General features: G+C 41.1%; 12 protein-coding genes, 1 tRNA gene, 1 pseudogene and 1 other annotated feature. Of the genes and pseudogenes, 9 read left to right on the top strand and 5 right to left on the bottom strand.

Annotated features, from left to right (window positions below):
• Positions 1-131: 131 nt before the first annotated feature.
• Positions 132-1,103, bottom strand: coding sequence for a terpene synthase family protein (locus AC5JMF_RS10595; RefSeq protein ID WP_495795670.1), 972 nt, complete (start codon positions 1,101-1,103; stop codon positions 132-134).
• 755 nt (positions 1,104-1,858) lie between these two features.
• On the opposite strand from AC5JMF_RS10595, the gene AC5JMF_RS10600 reads away from it, so the two are divergent.
• A complete protein-coding gene (locus AC5JMF_RS10600) occupies positions 1,859-4,591 on the top strand; it encodes an ATP-binding protein (RefSeq protein ID WP_495795671.1) in 2,733 nt (910 codons plus the stop codon).
• A gap of 58 nt (positions 4,592-4,649) precedes the next feature.
• Complete coding sequence (locus tag AC5JMF_RS10605) at positions 4,650-5,888, top strand: sensor histidine kinase (RefSeq protein WP_495795672.1); 1,239 nt, start codon at positions 4,650-4,652, stop codon at positions 5,886-5,888.
• Positions 5,889-5,933: 45 nt separating this feature from the next.
• Here AC5JMF_RS10605 and AC5JMF_RS10610 read toward each other — a convergent pair whose 3' ends face one another.
• Both AC5JMF_RS10610 and rbp read right to left on the bottom strand, forming a co-directional pair.
• Entirely contained in the window at positions 5,934-7,496 is a 1,563-nt protein-coding gene (locus AC5JMF_RS10610) for an NAD(P)H-quinone oxidoreductase subunit N (RefSeq protein WP_495795673.1), read from the bottom strand.
• Between the two features lie 343 nt (positions 7,497-7,839).
• Complete coding sequence (gene rbp, locus AC5JMF_RS10615; RefSeq protein ID WP_495795674.1) at positions 7,840-8,142, bottom strand: RNA-binding regulator; 303 nt, start codon at positions 8,140-8,142, stop codon at positions 7,840-7,842.
• Between the two features lie 1,428 nt (positions 8,143-9,570).
• Here rbp and topA point away from each other — a divergent pair.
• The gene (gene topA, locus AC5JMF_RS10620; protein WP_495795675.1) at positions 9,571-12,237 is read left to right on the top strand and encodes a type I DNA topoisomerase; all 2,667 of its coding nucleotides are present in this window, start codon (positions 9,571-9,573) and stop codon (positions 12,235-12,237) included.
• A 154-nt stretch (positions 12,238-12,391) separates the two neighbouring features.
• Here the strand turns inward: topA and AC5JMF_RS10625 are convergent, their stop codons facing one another.
• On the bottom strand, positions 12,392-13,513 hold the full coding sequence (locus tag AC5JMF_RS10625) for a geranylgeranyl reductase family protein (protein ID WP_495795676.1): 1,122 nt from the start codon (positions 13,511-13,513) through the stop codon (positions 12,392-12,394).
• A 546-nt stretch (positions 13,514-14,059) separates the two neighbouring features.
• A complete protein-coding gene (locus AC5JMF_RS10630) occupies positions 14,060-15,004 on the bottom strand; it encodes a glycosyltransferase family 2 protein (RefSeq protein ID WP_495795677.1) in 945 nt (314 codons plus the stop codon).
• A gap of 154 nt (positions 15,005-15,158) precedes the next feature.
• Here AC5JMF_RS10630 and rplS point away from each other — a divergent pair, with 154 nt between their 5' ends.
• The 6 genes and pseudogenes from rplS to rplA all read left to right on the top strand — a co-directional run bounded on the left by rplS (position 15,159) and on the right by rplA (position 18,140).
• Entirely contained in the window at positions 15,159-15,521 is a 363-nt protein-coding gene (gene rplS, locus AC5JMF_RS10635; protein WP_495795678.1) for a 50S ribosomal protein L19, read from the top strand.
• Between the two features lie 152 nt (positions 15,522-15,673).
• A tRNA-Trp gene (locus AC5JMF_RS10640) sits at positions 15,674-15,746 on the top strand.
• A gap of 196 nt (positions 15,747-15,942) precedes the next feature.
• Positions 15,943-16,161: pseudogene (gene secE / locus AC5JMF_RS10645) on the top strand (preprotein translocase subunit SecE); the annotation flags it as partial.
• A 71-nt stretch (positions 16,162-16,232) separates the two neighbouring features.
• On the top strand, positions 16,233-16,868 hold the full coding sequence (gene nusG, locus AC5JMF_RS10650; RefSeq protein ID WP_495795679.1) for a transcription termination/antitermination protein NusG: 636 nt from the start codon (positions 16,233-16,235) through the stop codon (positions 16,866-16,868).
• Positions 16,869-16,874: 6 nt separating this feature from the next.
• Positions 16,875-17,300, top strand: a complete 426-nt coding sequence (gene rplK, locus AC5JMF_RS10655; RefSeq protein ID WP_495795680.1) for a 50S ribosomal protein L11 — start codon at positions 16,875-16,877, stop codon at positions 17,298-17,300.
• Between the two features lie 123 nt (positions 17,301-17,423).
• On the top strand, positions 17,424-18,140 hold the full coding sequence (rplA, locus tag AC5JMF_RS10660) for a 50S ribosomal protein L1 (protein ID WP_495795681.1): 717 nt from the start codon (positions 17,424-17,426) through the stop codon (positions 18,138-18,140).
• 64 nt (positions 18,141-18,204) lie between these two features.
• Positions 18,205-18,372, top strand: a sequence feature (ribosomal protein L10 leader region).
• Positions 18,373-18,412: the final 40 nt, after the last annotated feature.

Genomic DNA, 18,412 nt, shown 5'->3' on the forward strand with positions numbered 1-18,412 from the left:
CGTAGCGTAAAGCCTACGGCATAGCTTCGCTTAGAGCGAGTCCTCGATAGCGTTAGCGTTAGCGACACAGGAGCGTCGCGTCATTACGAATTACGAATTATTTAACCCTTATTCTCAAGATTGACGTTTAATTAACGTTGAACTAACTCCAATCTTTCTACAGTTTGATATCGTCCAGATTGGAAATACCAAGCGAGGTTGGCATATATCCAGCTATGTATTCCTGCAATATATTTTTTCAGTTCGATATCTAGTTCATCTCCAAAAGATGAAATAGATGCTTCTAAATCAATTAGAGATTTTACCTCTTGATCATGCATTTCAGTAGCTTTTAACATGGCTTGTTCTAAAGAAACTTGTTGTTGATAATGGATTAGCCATACTAAGTTGTGAACATCACCACTCGATATTTCTCTATATAGTGAAAAAATATCGTTACACCAGGCAAGAATATTGATTGTCTTGATTTTTAGTTGTTTCATCACCTCGTGATTGCGTAAGAAATCAGGAATGGTCAAATAATTACAAAATTCAACTAATGCAAGGCAAAGATATCCACCAAGACTTAACCTACGTATGAGCATATAACCGTCAATATCAGGTGTAATTCCCTGTGCGCGATTGATTGCTTCTTCCACGCATCCATCGAAATAGCCTTCGTAACGATAGACAAAGTAATCAAACCATTCTGGAGTGCATTTTTTCAGCATCCGTTGTCGTAAGTCTCTTAAAGCATAACTCAAGGGTATATCCTGGTTCGTCAGTTCTGCGCCATTTAATATTTCTATAAATCTCCGATGATATGCTTTGAGAACTTCAGGTTGTTTTCCTAAATCAGATAAATCACACTGATCGTCCCAAATAAACACCCAGCTTAACCAATCATTTGCGATTCTTAATTCTTCCAGCTGGCAGTTAGAATAAGCACTTGCTGCTAAGAAGAAAAACTTTGATTTGCAGAAGCGTTGATAAGAAGATTCATTCGCCAAAAGTTGGAAGCGTAATACCCACTCAAGCGCATATTCTTCTAGAATATCAGCATACTTATTGATCTGGGGTAAAAAAGGACAGTACAAATCAGGTACAACTATTTTGTTCATCATAAATCTCTAACCTAAATTCAATTCAATAAGTAAACTGGTACACGTAATTATTGAGAGCTTATGGCAGACAAATTTTTAACACAATTTACTATCACACCAGATTCATTTAAGTGTGTATCTCATGTGTATTTAAATCGTGTGCAATATATTTACAGGTATCTCTAGCACAATTTTTCAGCATAAATAGTAATTTTGAGTAGCTGAAATTATCCTAAATATCGCTGTTGATGCTACTGGATTTTTGTTCTAGATATGATGTATTTTGCAGATAATAGTGTTTTAGGTAGTTATTTTGATTTTCAATCTTTAGACTGAAATAATGTTTTCAAATTGCCAGTAATGAAGTAGATATACTTGTTTGTGCAGTACTTAACTCGTATTTGCATACCCGTTACCGGGGTTTAAAATTGCATATTTATTCCACAACTTAACTAACGATTGTTAAATGTTTTTTTAAAAAAGATATCCGTGATTATCTGTAATTATCAAAATTTTTATATAACAATAGCTATGATTTTATAATGCTTATGAAAATACTGTTGACAAACTGTAAAACTGTTTTATGTATTTCCGCAATCTAGTTACGGCATAGCATTACTGATTTTAAAATAGTTAGAGAATTAACAACTAATTTTATGGCGATCGCCTGATAAATTCTATACTATGCAGCAGCAGATTCATGCATTTGGTGGTTATTGACATCTGGAGAATGGGCAAACTAATGCAAGAAAAGCTGTCCAGAACCGAAAACCATCATGCATCCTGGTGTCTCACGTTCCCAAAATTTGTCTCTGCGCCTGATTCTCATCGTTCCTTTTGTGATCCAAATTTTTGCAGCAGTGGGACTGGTGGGATATCTCTCATTTAAAAATGGGCAAAAAGCAGTAAATGACCTTGCCCTCCAGTTGATGAGTAAAGTTGACAGACTGGTTGATCAGCATCTTGATACTTACTTAGCAACTCCTCATCAAATTAATCAAATTAATGCAGATGCTATAGAACAAGGACTGCTGAACTTACAAGATATTAAGAGTACAGGATATTACTTCTGGAAACAAATGCAGATTTTTCCAAATATTAGCTACAACGGCTACACCCTAACAACAGGTCAAGGGTTAGGGTCTGGACGTTGGCTAAACGGTGAGGATCTGACTATTGATATAACTAATAAGAGTAAGCTTTACTCTTATGGAACTGATAGTCGTGGAAACTGGACAAAACTAGTTTATTCTGATTCCTATAAACCACTTGAGGACGTCTGGTATACCGAAACAGTTAAGGCAAAAAAACCCATCTGGAGTCGAATATACATCTGGGAAAATACCTTAGTAGGGTATGTGTCAGCTTCTGCCAACTATCCTGTGTACGATAAGAATAACAAGCTGCTTGGTGTTCTCAGCATTGATTTACTACTATCGAATATCAGTGATTTTCTGCGGAAATTAAAAGTTAGTCCTTCGGGAAAAGTTTTCATTATTGAGCGCAATGGGCTACTCATAGCAAATTCCACAATTGACGAACCATTCACAACAGTTAATGGTAAAGTATATCGACTTAGTGCTTTAAATAGTCGCGATCCTTTAATTCAATCAACGGCGCAACATTTGCAGCAAAGGTTTGGCGACTTTAAAAAGATTAAAGACAATCAAGAACTTGTGTTAGAACTCAAAGGGAAACGTCAGTTTGTTCAGGTGACACCTTGGCGTGATCAGTTTGGTTTGGATTGGTTGACGATTTTGGTTGTGCCGGAAACTGATTTTATGGCGCAAATCAACATTAATAACCGTACAACTATTTTGCTTTGCTTTGGGGCGCTCATTGTAGCTACAGTGCTAGGAATTTATACCTCTCGTTGGATCACCAAACCTATTTTACGATTGACTCAAGCAAGTAGTGCGATCGCAGCTGGTAATCTCCATCAAACAGTACCAGTTTCTGGTGTTGAAGAACTCGGTATTCTTGCCCAATCTTTTAATCAAATGGCAGAACAATTACGAGAGTCTTTTACAGAACTAGAAATAACAAATCAAAACTTAGAAAATCGTGTGGAAGAACGAACAGCAGAATTAAAAACGGCCAAGGAAACAGCTGATGCTGCTAACCAAGCAAAAAGCGAATTTCTTGCCAATATGAGCCATGAACTGCGTACTCCTCTCAATGGTATTCTTGGCTACGCGCAAATCTTAAAACGCGATAAAACTGCTAGTTCTCAGCAACAAGATGGGATCAATATTATCTACCAATGTGGTTCTCATCTTTTAATGCTGATTAATGATATTCTAGATATTTCCAAAATTGAAGCTAAAAAACTTGAATTTTATCCTCAAGATTTTAATTTTAACCACTTCTTACAAGGAGTCATGGATATCTGCCGGATCAAAGCAGAGCAGAAAGAAATCAATTTTAATTATCAGGTACTTAACCAACTCCCAACTGCTATTCATGCTGATGAAAAACGCTTGCGACAATTATTAATTAACCTTTTAGGTAATGCTATTAAGTTTACAGAAAAAGGAGAAGTAACATTTACTGTAGAAGTATTAGCTTATGGGTCAGAGCAACGATTGCCAGTTAATAAAATCAGATTTCAAATTGAAGACACAGGTGTTGGTATGACTCCAGAACAATTAGAAAAAATCTTCCTCCCTTTTGAACAGGTGGGTGATAATTCACGCAAGGCAGAAGGTACAGGTTTAGGACTGGCAATTAGTCAACAAATTGTCGAGATGATGGGTAGTAAAATTCAAGTTGATAGTACTTATGGTCAAGGTAGCAAGTTTTGGTTTGAGCTAGACTTACCAGAAGCTATAAATTTTCTGCCTTCAGAGGTTTCGCAATTTTCACAAAATATTATTAGATATGAAGGTGAGCAAAAAATAATTCTAATTGTCGATGACCGTTGGGAAAATCGCGCTGTAATTGTTAATTTACTAGAACCACTAGGTTTTAAAGTAATTGAAGCTAACAATGGTCAAGAAGGTTTAGATAAAGCAAAAGAATACCAGCCAAATTTAATTATCACTGATTTAGCAATGCCAGTGATGAACGGATTTGAGATGACTCAGAGTTTACGCTCTCAACCAGAATTACAAGAGATAATTATTATTGCCTCTTCTGCTAGTGTATTTAATCTAGATCGCCAACAAAGTCGAGATGTAGGCTGTAATGATTTTCTGCCTAAACCTGTACCATCTGATGAGTTATTTGAGCAATTACAACATTATTTACAATTGACTTGGGTTTATCAAAATAGTAATCAATGTTCTGAGAGTATTTATCCTTTGCAAGAAGTTATATTTCCCCCATCTAGTGAGCTGATTAATTTATATCAAGCTGCTAATGCTGGTTATATTTTGGGAATTCAACAAGAAGCAATCCGTATCCAAAATTTAGACTCAAAGTATACGGTTTTTGTTAACAAAGTATTAGGTTTAGTTGAAGAATTTGAAGACGAAGCTATTGTTGACTTGATTAAGCCTTATTTATAGTTAATAGTAAATTTTTGGGGAAAAAATGAAAATCTGAGTTTTTAAAAGTAAACTAAAAATGAAAAATTCTTTAGCTAATTCGATTCTAATCGTTGATGATATTCCCACCAATATTAAGGTTTTATTTGAGTTTTTAAATCAGTCTGGTTTCAAAGTTTTTGTGGCTAAGAGTGGAGAAAGTGCCTTAGAAAAAGCCCAAGAAATATTACCAAATTTAATTTTATTAGATGTGATGATGCCAGGAATTGATGGATTTGAAACCTGTTCTCGCCTGAAAGCTAATCCCAAAACTAAAGATATTCCAGTAATTTTTATGACTGCTCTTTCTGAGTCGGTAGATAAGGTGAGAGGGTTACAAATAGGAGCAGTAGACTATATTACTAAACCTATTGAATATGAAGAAGTTTTGGCCAGGATCAATGTTCATTTAGAATTGCGTAAAACTCAACTAAAATTAGTCCAAGAAGAAAAAATGTCTTCCTTGGGGCAATTAGTTGCGGGAGTTGCTCATGAGATCAATAATCCATTAAATTTCATCTCTGGTAATTTAACTTATGCTCAACAATATATTGAAAACTTATTAAAAATATTGTATTTATATGAAATTCATACGGATATTACTATGGTTCCAGAGATTCAAGCTTATGCAGATAAAATTGAATTGGAATTCCTTAAACAAGACTTACCACAACTTTTATCTTCAATGGTAGTGGGAACTGAGCGAGTTGAAAAAATAGTGCGATCGCTCCGCATTTTCTCTCGATTAGATGAAGCAGAATTTAAGCCAGTTAACTTACATGAAGGTATTGATAGCACCTTAATGATTTTGAGTAGTCGCTTCAAAGCTACACAAGAACGTCCTGAAATAAATCTGGTCAAGGATTACGATGATTTACCTTTATTAGAGTGTTATGCAGGGCAACTCAATCAGGTTTTTATGAATCTTTTATCAAATGCAATTGATGCTATAGAAGATGCCATAAATAATGGCAAAATAATCAATAATCCCACAATTTTTATTCGCACATCAGTGGCAAATGACCCTAAATTTGTGACAATTCAGATTGCTGATAATGGAATAGGAATGTCTCAAGAAGTACAACAGAGAATATTTGAGCAGTTCTTTACTACCAAGCCTGTGGGTAAAGGAACAGGTTTAGGTTTAGCAATATCTCATCAAATTATTGTAGAAAAACATCGGGGCACTCTAGAGGTAAATTCTTCTCAAGGAAAAGGTGCTGAGTTCGTGATTACTATTCCCATTCAGCAAGCGATCGCCCAAAAAAAAGATGGTTAATAGCTACTCAATGACCAGCTATTAACCAACTATAAAGATTGCAATCTACAACCCCTCTGTTTGCTCAGTAGTCATTGCACTTACTTGAGCTTTGCTAACAGTTGCGGCTTGTAAAATCGACGTATGAGAGATAGAATCATTAGCCAATGTAAACAGTGGATTTGATAAAATCCCTGCTATAGAAGTGGCAATTAAAGTTACTATCAACCCGACTTGTAAAGGTCTAAATCCAGGTAAATCCCAACGCACTTCTGGATAATTCTTCACTACGTCGGACATTTCTTGAGATTCTTTGACTACCATCATCTTTACTACACGAATGTAGTAGTAGATGGAGACGACACTGGTAACTAAGCCTAGCAAAACTAATCCGTAAAGACCGGCTTGCCAACCAGCCCAGAATAAGTAGATTTTGCCGAAAAACCCAGCCAGGGGCGGAATACCACCCAAGGAAAGCAAGGAGATGCTCAATCCCAGTGTCAGCAGTGGGTCTTTCTGATACAAACCTGAGTATTCGGCAATCTGGTCAGTTCCCGTCCGTAGAGAGAACAAAATTACGCAGGTAAAACCGCACAGGTTCATGAATAGGTAAACCAGCAAGTAGAAAATCATACTGGCATACCCCGCCTCAGTACCAGCAATCAAGCCAATCATCACAAATCCAGCTTGAGCAATGGATGAATAAGCTAGCATCCGTTTCATGCTGGTCTGCGCCAGGGCGACTACATTACCCAGTACCATACTGAGGACGGCAAGAGCGGTGAAGACAAATCTCCACTCGTCAGCAACGAGGGGGAAGACTGTTGTGAGCAAGCGGATGGCTAAAGCAAACCCAGCTGCTTTAGAACCAACCGATAAAAAGGCAATCACGGGAGTGGGAGCGCCTTCGTATACGTCTGGTGTCCATTGGTGGAAGGGAGCAGCGGAGATTTTAAAACCAATCCCGGCAATCACAAAAACCAGAGCAATTACTAAACCTAAAGATTGACCCAGGTTCGCTGTGGCAATACCATTAGCGATCGCGCCTAGTTCAGTTTGTCCACCTGATAAACCGTACAGTAGTGATACACCGTACAAAAATACTGCTGTACTGGAAGCTCCAATTAACAAGTATTTCAGTGCCGCTTCGTTGGAGCGGGGATCACGCTTAGTATAACCTGTCAACAAGTAAGAGGAAATACTCAGGGTTTCTAGGGAGATGAAAATCATCACCAACTCACTAGCCCCGGATAGAAACATTCCTCCTAGAGTAGCAGTCAGCAAAATAGCGATGAATTCTGCTAAAGCGGTTCCACTCTGTTCAACATAGCGAATTGACATCAGTATAGTCACAGCGGCAGACAAAGCAATGACACCGCGAAAGACTAAACTTAGGTCATCGCTGTTAAAACCACCGCTAAAAGAGATGGGATTAATCGCATCCCATTGAAAACACAGGGCGACAACCGAAGCAAGTAAACCTGCGATCGCTAGATATCCAATCCAGCGTGAGGATGTGCGCCCCAAAATCAAATCAATAATCAAAACCCCCAAGAGGGTGAGAATTACAATCCCCTCTGGTAATATCGTTCCAGCATTTAACTGGGATGCAAGATTAGCAAAATCCATGAGATGTATAGGTTTTGGCGATTAGACATTAAGGCTAACTTTGTTCATTCTATCCATTGTTCTTGACCAAAGTTGCATTTACCTTTTTGTTTCTGGCTAAGACTCGCTTTTGGGTAAAAGTCTTTTGCCAAGAGAGTGGTAGCTTGTCGCCATACAAAGTTACTATTCTGAGCATCAAATTAAATTATGCTAAAAATATTGGGAATCTAATTTGATTGATGAAATTATGTGTAAGCTCACTCCCTAGATACAAACAAGCAGTTCAGTTGTCTACTGAACTGCTAAACTTAGGGTGATTTTTGCTTGGCAAACGCCGAATGAATAACCTCAAGCTTTAATTGCTTTACGAATATCCATCATTATTTTTTCCCCAACCACCACCGCCAGAGCGAGTATTTTTATCCTCTCGTGGTCTAGCTTTGTTAACTTTCATTACACGCCCCATCCATTCAGCACCATCCAGAGCTTGAATAGCTGCATCTTCTGCGGCTGATGATTCCATTTCCACGAAACCAAAACCCCTTGCGCGTCCAGTTTCCCTATCTGTAGGTAATTGGACTCGCTTCACGGCACCATACTCGGAAAATACTTTAGTGAGGTCGTCTTGTGTGACGCTGTAGGATAGGTTCCCTACGTAGATTGACATGAAATTCTCCAGAATCCATTGATGCAGAGATGTGTATTCGGAGAGCCGCTTGCAATTATGACTAAAAACAAGATTCGTATCGCCGAACGTAACTTCTCTAGAAGTATGCTAACACAACTTTCTATCTGAAAAAACTTGATTTTACTTAACTATAGTAACCCTATTTCAAGTTGTGAAACGTTCATTGAGTTTGCGCTTTTTTTTCTGTAATTTGTGATGAGTACTACAAAAGAAAAATAATAGCAAAACTAGAAAATCTATAAACATTTAGAATTGTTGTGTGGTCACATGCATTATTTTTTACTATGCTGACTATTTTGTTAGTTGATTATTCACTGACAATCTTTTCCCACATTCCTCACAAATATCAAATTTAATGAACTCGTCCTGACGACCTCTGAACAGAAACATCTACTAACTAAAGAATCTGCTGCTTTACTTACTGTCTTAATAGTTATGTGGAAAACTTTTCTAACCATCCAGTTGTTTTGGTAATTGCGATCGCTTCATGTTCTTCATAAGCAAGCAATGCAAGCTACACTGATTACGTTAAAACACGTAGCTCTTAGTCTTATTTTTAAAATATTTTTATCAGTACTTAAGGATTTCGCTATATATCTCAATATATTTCGTCTTCTGCTAGAGTTAGTGAGGTATCTTTTGTCCTATAGATTTTTCTGATAGATAGTAAAACTACATCTTTTTGATGAATTGCTCGCACAGTTTTGCCTCAAGAGAATAGGTATAAACCCCACTTCGCTTTTACTCTTAAGTTTGATTTAATTTTGGCACAACCTTCGTGAAAGTCAGAGATAGAGAAGAGGCAGAGGGGCATGGTGCGCTTTGCAAGAGGGAGACCTTAATAGTGTATCTTCCCCCTGCTCCCCACAGCAGTTGCTACAACGCTTAGGCAGCAAGGTTTTCTCCCCAAGGGAGAGGCTACACCAAGAGGGTTTTCCCCATGAGCAACTGCCGTGGGAACCCCAACGTGAGTTGTTCATCGGGGAAACCACGCCACTTCCCTCAAGTCGAGCCAGCCGCTTGCGGGGGTTCCCCTGACAGTCCGCTCAAGTCGGGAAACCCGCCGACGGGGGTGGCTAGACCACACTCGCTGCACAACGCACCACCTCAATTACAAACAAAAATTATCGTCTCATTACACTTGGAGGATATTTTGAAAACTTTAGTCGCCAATTGTGCGCTAGATAAGTTAAAGATTGAAATAGCTGGAAATTTAAATCCAGCATTCCCCCATACCCATCCCCTAAAAAGGACTACGCCAGAAGTTGAGCAGATTTTCGCCCTAACGGGCAGTTTGTGTAAGGATTAAATCACAGCCCCAAGTGGGAGGTTTTATCTTGACAATTTACCGAAACTCACTCAACTTGACCGTTTAGCTTAGCAGCTATTCTTTTTTTTTGAAATTCCATGTCAACTCTCGTCATCGTCGAATCTCCAACCAAAGCTCGTACCATCCGCAATTACCTGCCGAAAGACTATCGGGTAGAGGCGTCTATGGGTCATGTGCGTGACTTACCCCAGTCAGCTAGTGATATACCTGCTGATATCAAAGGGGAAGCATGGGCACAGCTTGGTGTAAATGTAGACGCCGACTTTGAACCGGTGTACGTTGTCCCGAAAGATAAAAAGAAAATTGTTACCCAGCTCAAAGATGCTCTAAAAGGGGCAGATGAGCTGATACTGGCAACGGACGAAGACCGTGAAGGTGAAAGTATTAGTTGGCATTTATACCAATTGCTCAAGCCGAAAGTGCCGACCAAGCGGATGGTGTTTCATGAAATTACCCAAGACGCTATTAAAAAAGCTCTCAAAAACTGCCGCAATATCGATGAGCAGTTAGTTCGCGCTCAAGAAACGCGACGGATTTTAGACCGACTGGTGGGCTATACCTTGTCCCCGTTGCTGTGGAAAAAAATTGCCTGGGGATTATCTGCTGGACGCGTACAATCTGTAGCTGTGAGGCTTTTGGTTAACAAAGAACGCCAGCGTCGCGCCTTCCATGAAGGTACATATTGGGATTTGAAAGCTTATCTTGAGCAAGAAAAAAATCCCTTTAGTGCCCAGTTGGTGACGCTAGCAGCCAAGAAAGTAGCCACTGGGAGCGATTTTGACCCAGCAACAGGTCAAATTACCGCTGGTCGCAATGTGGTGTTACTTTCACAAGAGGACACGCTAGCCCTCAAGGAACGCCTAACTGGAAAAACCTGGAGTGTCACAGATGTAGAGGAACGCCCAGTCACACGCAAACCCGCGCCACCGTTTACTACCTCGACACTGCAACAAGAATCTAACCGAAAACTACGCCTCTCAGCACGAGACACGATGCGGATTGCCCAGAGTTTGTATGAGCAGGGGTATATTACCTATATGCGTACAGATTCGGTACACTTATCAGAGCAAGCGATCGCAGCAGCTCGTAGCTGTGTAGAACAACTTTACGGCAAACAATATCTCAGCCCCCAACCAAGGCAGTACACCACTAAATCCAAAGGCGCACAAGAAGCACACGAAGCCATTCGTCCAGCAGGTAGCACCTTTCGCACTCCTCAAGAAACCGGCTTAAGTGGTCGGGAATTTGCCCTCTATGACTTAATTTGGAAGCGTACCGTCGCTACCCAAATGGCTGATTCTCGCCAAACTCAAATTACCGTACAGTTGCAAGTTGAAGACGCCGGATTTCGTTCCTCTGGCAAACGTATCGACTTTCCTGGATACTTACGCGCCTACGTTGAAGGTTCAGATGACCCAGAAGCAGCGCTAGAAGACCAAGAAATAATTCTCCCTAACCTCAAAGTTGGGGATCATCCAGATTGTCAAGAATTAGAAGCAGTCGGTCACGAAACTCAACCACCAGCCAGATACACCGAAGCAACTCTAGTGAAAACCCTAGAAAGTGAAGGTATTGGTCGTCCCAGTACTTACGCTAGCATCATTGGTACAATCATTGACAAGGGTTACACTCAGTTGGTGAATAATGCTTTAATTCCTACTTTCACCGCTTTTGCTGTCACTGATTTGTTGGAGAAACATTTCCCGGACATCGTTGACCCCAGCTTTACCTCCAAGATGGAGCAAACTCTGGATGATATAGCTGAGGGTGAAGCGGCTTGGCTACCCTACTTACGGGGTTTTTATCTAGGCGACAAAGGTCTGGAAACCTTGGTTAAAGAACAGGAGAGTCGGATTGATGCCAATAAAGCCAGAACGGTAGAATTAGAAAATTTAGATGCCAAAGTTCGTATTGGTAAATATGGCCCCTACATTGAAGTTGAAAATGGTGAAACTGTCGTCACCGCTTCTATTCCCAAAGACCTAACGCCCGCTGATCTCGATCCTAAACAGGTAGAGGTGCTACTGCGGCAAAAAACTACTGGGCCTGACCAACTCGGTCGCCACCCTGAAACCGGCGAACCAATTTATGTGAAGATTGGCACTTATGGCCCCTACGTCCAGTTGGGTGATAAGTCCGACGAAAACCCCAAACCGAAACAAGCTTCACTACCCAAAGGTGTCACCCTAGAAAATGCAACTCTGGAGATGGCCGTTGGTCTTTTAGCACTACCCCGGACACTGGGAACTCATCCAGCCACTGGAGGCAAAATTCAAGCTAGTTTGGGACGCTTTGGGCCCTATGTCGTTCATGACCAAGGCAAGGAAGGGAAAGATTACCGCTCTTTGAAAGCCGCTGATAATGTGTTGACAATTTCCTTAGAGCGTGCATTAGAGTTGCTAGCTGAACCGAAAAAAGGGCGCAGCTCCACCAATAGCAAGTCTAAGGCAGCTTTACGCGAGCTGGGTACACATCCTGAAGATGGAACGCCAGTTAACATCTATGATGGGCCTTATGGGCCTTACATTAAGCACGGCAAAACTAATGTGAGTGTCCCAGAAGGTCAATCAGTAGAAGACGTAACGCTATCAGCGGCATTGAAATTGCTGGAAGCAAAAGCATCATCAGGAAAGCCCACTCGCAAAAGCACTAAATCAACGACTACTAAATCAACAACTACTCGCTCAAAGTCAACTGCTAAGTCCTCAACTACCACTACGAAAAAGAAAAGTACAGGAAGTTAGTCATTAGTTATGTAGTGAGTTGTAACTAAACCCATCAGCAATAACTGATAACGAAGGCAAGAGGCAGGAGGCAGGAGACCGTTTTTGTAACGGGGATTTATACCCCGCTCCAAAAACTTTTTGCCTTCAAAGGCGCTGAAACAGTCCATAATAGCTAACCGCCAAAACCAGGAATTAAACGTTTTAAAGCGCGACCCACAACATCGCCATAACGCAGTTCTCCGCAGAGAATCTTACCCATGATTTGGGCACCAGAAGGACGTTTTACACCAGCTTTATAACCAATGCCGGGAAAACGATAAAATGCTCCCGCTAATTTTTGCGCCCAAGCCATATCAGCACCCCATTGTTCATTAATGGCATCGCTGTATCTTTCTAAAGCGCTGATATCTCCAGCAAGAGCGTCATTAATTGCTCCTGCTGCGAGCAAACCGCTAAAAATCGAAGGACGAATCCCCTCACCTGTCATGGGATCAACTACACAAGCAGTTTCGCCAGCCAAAACTGCATTTTGAGTATGTAATTTTTGATTGCCATCCCATAGACAAAGGGAATGATTATACTGGTTGCTAGTATTGAGATCTACATTAAAAGATTGGGCATACTCTTGCAAAACCTTTTTAAAGTCTTGAGGTTCGCCGCCAATAAAAGTACCCACGCTAATCGAATAACCATCAGCTTTGGGGAAGTTCCACATGTAGCCGTTTTTTACTAAGCCGAACTCGAACTGAATTATAGATTGATTGTTGATATTTGCTGGGATTTGCGTCTCTAATGTTCCTGCTAAGCGGCGTTTGCGTTCTTTGAAACCCAACCATTTCGCCATTGGGCCTTTAGCGCCATCAGCAGCGATGAGGTAGCGGCCTGTAATTGGGCCATTAGCTGTGTTAACTTGCCAAGAGTTATTTTTAAATTCTATTCCTGTGACTTCTGTATTGTCTTTTAGTTCAGCCCCTTGTTTCTGTGCTTGCTGCACAAGAAAATGGTCGAAAACGTCCCGCCGCACCATCCAGACTGGTTCTTTAGTGGTAACTTTTGTTTCTACGGGATCGCTTAATTTCAAAGTAAAGCGTAGAGAGTCTGCTTTTAGGGAGATTGCTGGGCTAAAATCAAAGTCAAACCATTGAGCGATCGCTGGTGATACACCGCCACCACAGGGTTTATATCTTGGGAGAGATTCTTTTTCCAAAATTAATACTGAGCGGCCCTGCTTGGCTAAATGGTATGCAGCTGTTCCACCCCCTGGCCCCGCGCCGACGATAATGCAGTCGTACATATGGCTGAATTTTTGCTCCTAAACAATTAGTTTTATGGTGTGTCTTTGTACTTTATGGAAATACACTTTGACTAAAATTTCAACATTTTCAAATTTACTGCTGAAAGTTTCATAGCATTTAATTTTACATACAAATATTCATTACTTGCGGAAATTATTGATATGTATAATCTCTGCTTTAATGAGTTGGGAATTTTATACTGACAGCGTGAAGATAACTTTTTACAATTTTATTTTGATTATCTATACTTAGATGACAGCTACTACAATACAATTCCTGAGTTTAAGCAATTACAAATTTTTCAGTAAATTTACATGTTTTTTATAAATTTTTAGTAAATGTAGGAGTCTGACTTGATTCATAAAATTATTTTCGTGGTGCGCGTTCCTTGAAGCGTCTCGCACAGAAGCGTAACGTAAGCGCGATAGGTAGGGAGTGGGGAAGAGAAATAAATTCTCCTAATCACCGATGATTCATGAATTTATCTGAAACCCAAGATTCGAGAAGGTGCTGTTCCCTGTTCCCTGTTCCCTAATCTTTAGTCATCAGTCTTCAATTAACACCAATTTGCGAAGATCAGAATTTTGTTCTGGGGAGCGCCGCATGAAAACAGCATTTAACAAAAGCTTCCAAGCCAAGGGGGAAAGTATGGAAAAATCTATCATGGAAAACAGACTTTTGATGTTACGTTGCTTGAGTGCCACTAAAATCCAATGGAGTTTTAGGTAATTTTTTATATCTTGAAGTAGAGGGATATCTAAGCGGTGTTGTTCAGCTACCAAGGGATAAATTTTCTCTTTCATCAAGATATTTGTAGCTAGCCGCTGAGATAAAGAAAACTTTTGATTATAAGCACCAGGCCAAATAGTACGATAAGCAAGACACTGATTGAGAAAAATGGCGTGACCAAATTGGGCAATGCGAATCCATGAGTCAATGTCATCACAGTTAGCATCAAGTGTAGAGTCCCAACCGCCAGTTTGTAAAAAAGCATCTCGACGACAAGCTACTTGCACAGGTGTCCCAAAAGGCAAAAGCTCTAAAAGCATTCCGAAATGAATATCAGCTTGGGGGATATAAAAAGCTAATCCAGGGCCAAGTCGGGGAGTCCGACTCAATTCAACTTCATTACCATCCACTTGAGCGGCAACACAGGAACAAATAGCTGCATCTGGACACAGTGCGATCGCCTTGAGCATCTCGGTTAGACAATTAGGATGTAGGTAGTCATCATCGTCTAAAAACTTAATCCAATCACCGCTAGCTTTAGCAACTCCAGCATTCACCGTTGCTGCATGTCCTTGGTTAACTTCGTTACGATGATAAACAACGCTGTCCCCTAAGCTTTTGATATAGGTTTCGGTGTCATCAGAAGAACAATCATCAGCGACAACAACCTCGCACTCAATTGTCTGATTGAGAGCAGAATTAATTGCTCGTTTGAGCAAATCTAAGCGATTATAGGTAGTGATGACGACGCTAAATTTCATAAATTTAATACCTTAGCAGAGTCTTTTGTAACATTTTTCCCATTTACAGACATTTATATTCAGAAAAGTTATCCATCCTAAATAACTGGACTCTCAAGCAGTTAAGGATTTATGATGGATGATCGTGAGATTTTTCCACCAGACACCAAAAGACATGAACGCTCAAGAGATCATCCGCTCGATTGAAGCGGAACAACTAAAATCTAATTTGCCCCAAATTTACGTGGGCGACACAGTAAAAGTCGGGGTAAAAATTAAAGAAGGCGAAAAATTTCGCGTGCAGCCTTACGAAGGAGTGGTGATTGCCAAACGCAATGGTGGCATCAATGAAACCATTACAGTCCGTCGGGTATTTCAAGGCGTCGGCGTTGAGCGGGTATTTCTGTTGCATTCTCCCCGGATTGACAGCATTAAAGTGATGCGGCGTGGTAAAGTCCGACGTGCTAAACTTTATTATCTGCGCGATCGCGTCGGTAAAGCAACCCGAATCAAGCAACGGTTTGACCGACCTTTGTAATCCCCTACCCAAAAATGTCGCCCAAACCTCAAATACCAAGCGGCATCCGCCGCTAGCTTGTTTTGAGGACAAAAATAAAGTATGATAGAAGTCGCAATTGCGTTAAACTGAGAAATTAGTTCAGCGCAATGACTGAATCAAAAACAGCTTGTGCGCTCTTAGTTCAGTTGGTAGAACGCAGGTCTCCAAAACCTGATGTCGGGGGTTCAAGTCCTCCAGGGCGCGCTCAAGAGCAAAAGACACAGCCCGAAATAATTACGCAGCTGCTAACATAGCAGTTGATGCTAATAATTTCGGGTTAATCTATTGTGTTTGCAGCTTTTTTGCTTCCAACAAGTTGAGATGGATCTAAAGCTGTAAACCCTTGTGAAAATTAGCAGAATATATACACATCTGTATAAGAAACGGGGGATAAACGGCAGTGTCCAAAAAAAATGAAGCAGAAATGCCAGAAAACACTGGTGGATTTAGCTTTAACAACTTTATCCAGGGAACCAAAGAAGAACTGGAAAAAGTAGTCTGGCCTAGTCGCAAGCAGTTAGTGAGCGAATCAGCAGCTGTGTTGTTAATGGTGACACTTTCTGCATCTTTGATATACTTGGTCGATGGATTGTTTCATTGGGCAGCAACAATCATATTCAAAAATCAGACCGTTGCTTCTTTAGATCTAGTTAATGGATTGTTTGCTTGGGCAGCAAAACAGGTATTCTGATGACTTTTGCAACAGACGAACCACATGACTTAACAACGTTGCAGTCAGAGGAAACAGCAGAAACAGCGCTCAATGAAGCACGCTGGTATGCGGTGCAAGTAGCCTCTGGCTGTGAAAAGCGTGTCAAGACTAACTTAGAACAACGCATTCAAACTTTTGATGTGTCTGACAAAATCGTCCAGGTGGAAATTCCCCACACACCAGCGGTAAAAATCCGTAAAGATGGCAGTCGCCAGCATACAGAAGAAAAAGTTTTTCCTGGCTATGTGCTGGTACGAATGGTGATGGACGATGACACATGGCAGGTAGTGCGAAACACCTCTCATGTGATTAACTTCGTAGGCTCAGAACAAAAACGTGGTAGTGGCAGAGGTCGCGGTCACGTTCATCCTATACCTCTGAGCCTTTCAGAAGTAGAGCGCATATTCAAACAAACCAGCGAACAGGAACCAGTTGTCAAAATTGACATGGCGACTGGTGATAAGATCATCGTACTTTCTGGCCCGTTCAAGGACTTTGAAGGCGAGGTGATAGAAGTCTCTCCAGAGCGGAGTAAGCTCAAAGCTTTGCTCTCGATATTTGGAAGGGATACACCAGTAGAATTGGAATTTAATCAGGTAGAGAAACAGAGCTAAACACAAATGGCGAAGAAAGTAGTAGCGGTCATTAAACTGGCCCTGAATGCTGGAAAAGCCAATCCAGCACCGCCAGTTGGCCCCGCATTGGGTCAACATGGCGTCAACATCATGATGTTCTGCAAAGAGTACAACGCCAAAACAGCAGACCAAGCTGGGATGGTCATACCCGTAGAAATTTCGGTTTATGAAGACCGGAGTTTTACATTTGTACTCAAAACGCCACCAGCATCAGTGTTAATTCGCAAGGCAGCGAAAATCGAACGCGGCTCAAATGAACCCAACAAAAAGAAAGTAGGGAATATTACTAGAGCGCAATTGCAAGAAATCGCCCAAACTAAACTCCCCGACCTCAATGCCAACGACATCGAAGCAGCAATGAAGATTGTGGAAGGAACAGCCAAAAATATGGGTGTGACAGTAGCAGATTAGTCAAGAGTCAGAGTCAAAATTACTCAGCATGAGCTTAAACGCCCCGCTACTGCGCTTCTGCGCTCATCACTAAAAACTATCGGGGGAGAGGCAATAGCTTCGGAATGACCCCAGGAGAGAAAAATGACCAAAAAAGTATCACGTCGTTTGCAGGAACTGCAAACAAAAGTAGAAGATAAAGACTATCCACCATTAGAGGCTTTAGCCCTTTTAAAAGAGACGGCGACAGCTAAATTTTCTGAAGCCGCTGAAGCACATATCCGGCTAGGAATTGACCCAAAATATACAGACCAACAGTTGCGAACAACGGTAGCATTACCTAAAGGTACAGGGCAAGCAGTCCGGGTAGCGGTGATTGCCAGAGGTGAAAAGGTGACAGAAGCATCCAATGCTGGTGCTGACATAGTTGGTTCAGAAGAACTAATTGACCAAATTCAGAAAGGCATGATGGACTTTGACAAGCTGATTGCTACGCCAGATGTGATGCCACAGGTAGCAAAGCTTGGTAAGTTGCTGGGGCCGCGGGGTTTGATGCCATCACCCAAGGGTGGAACCGTAACGTTTGACTTAGCTGGTGCGATCGCCGAATTTAAAGCTGGTAAATTAGAATTCCGTGCTGATCGAACTGGGATAGTCCATGTTATGTTTGGTAAGGCATCATTTTCGCCTGAAGATTTATTAGTCAACCTGAAGGCGTTGCAAGAGACGATTGACCGCAACCGTCCTTCAGGAGCTAAAGGTCGTTATTGGCGTACATTCTATGTGGCTGCCACTATGGGGCCATCGATTAAAATCGATATCAGCGCTCTACGAGATTTAAAACTGACCGAAGCAGCTTAATGAGGATTAGGGACTGGGAAAGAGTTTTCCTTGTACCCAGTACACAATCCCCAGTCACCACTACCCAATTTAATATGCAAAGCCGGAGACAGCAGGTGCTAACAGCTTAATACCCTGCCGAGGTTGATGCTCTAATTACCTGAAGTACCATCTTTAAGGGTGTGATTATTAAGGCGTAAAGAGTATTAATGTTGAACCCCGGTTGAGATAGCCGGGGTTTATTGTTTGTGGTTAGTTAGAAACAACAGGGGTAGGGAAATCGATGATTTGGC

It is taken from the genome of Desmonostoc vinosum, from assembly GCF_059505385.1.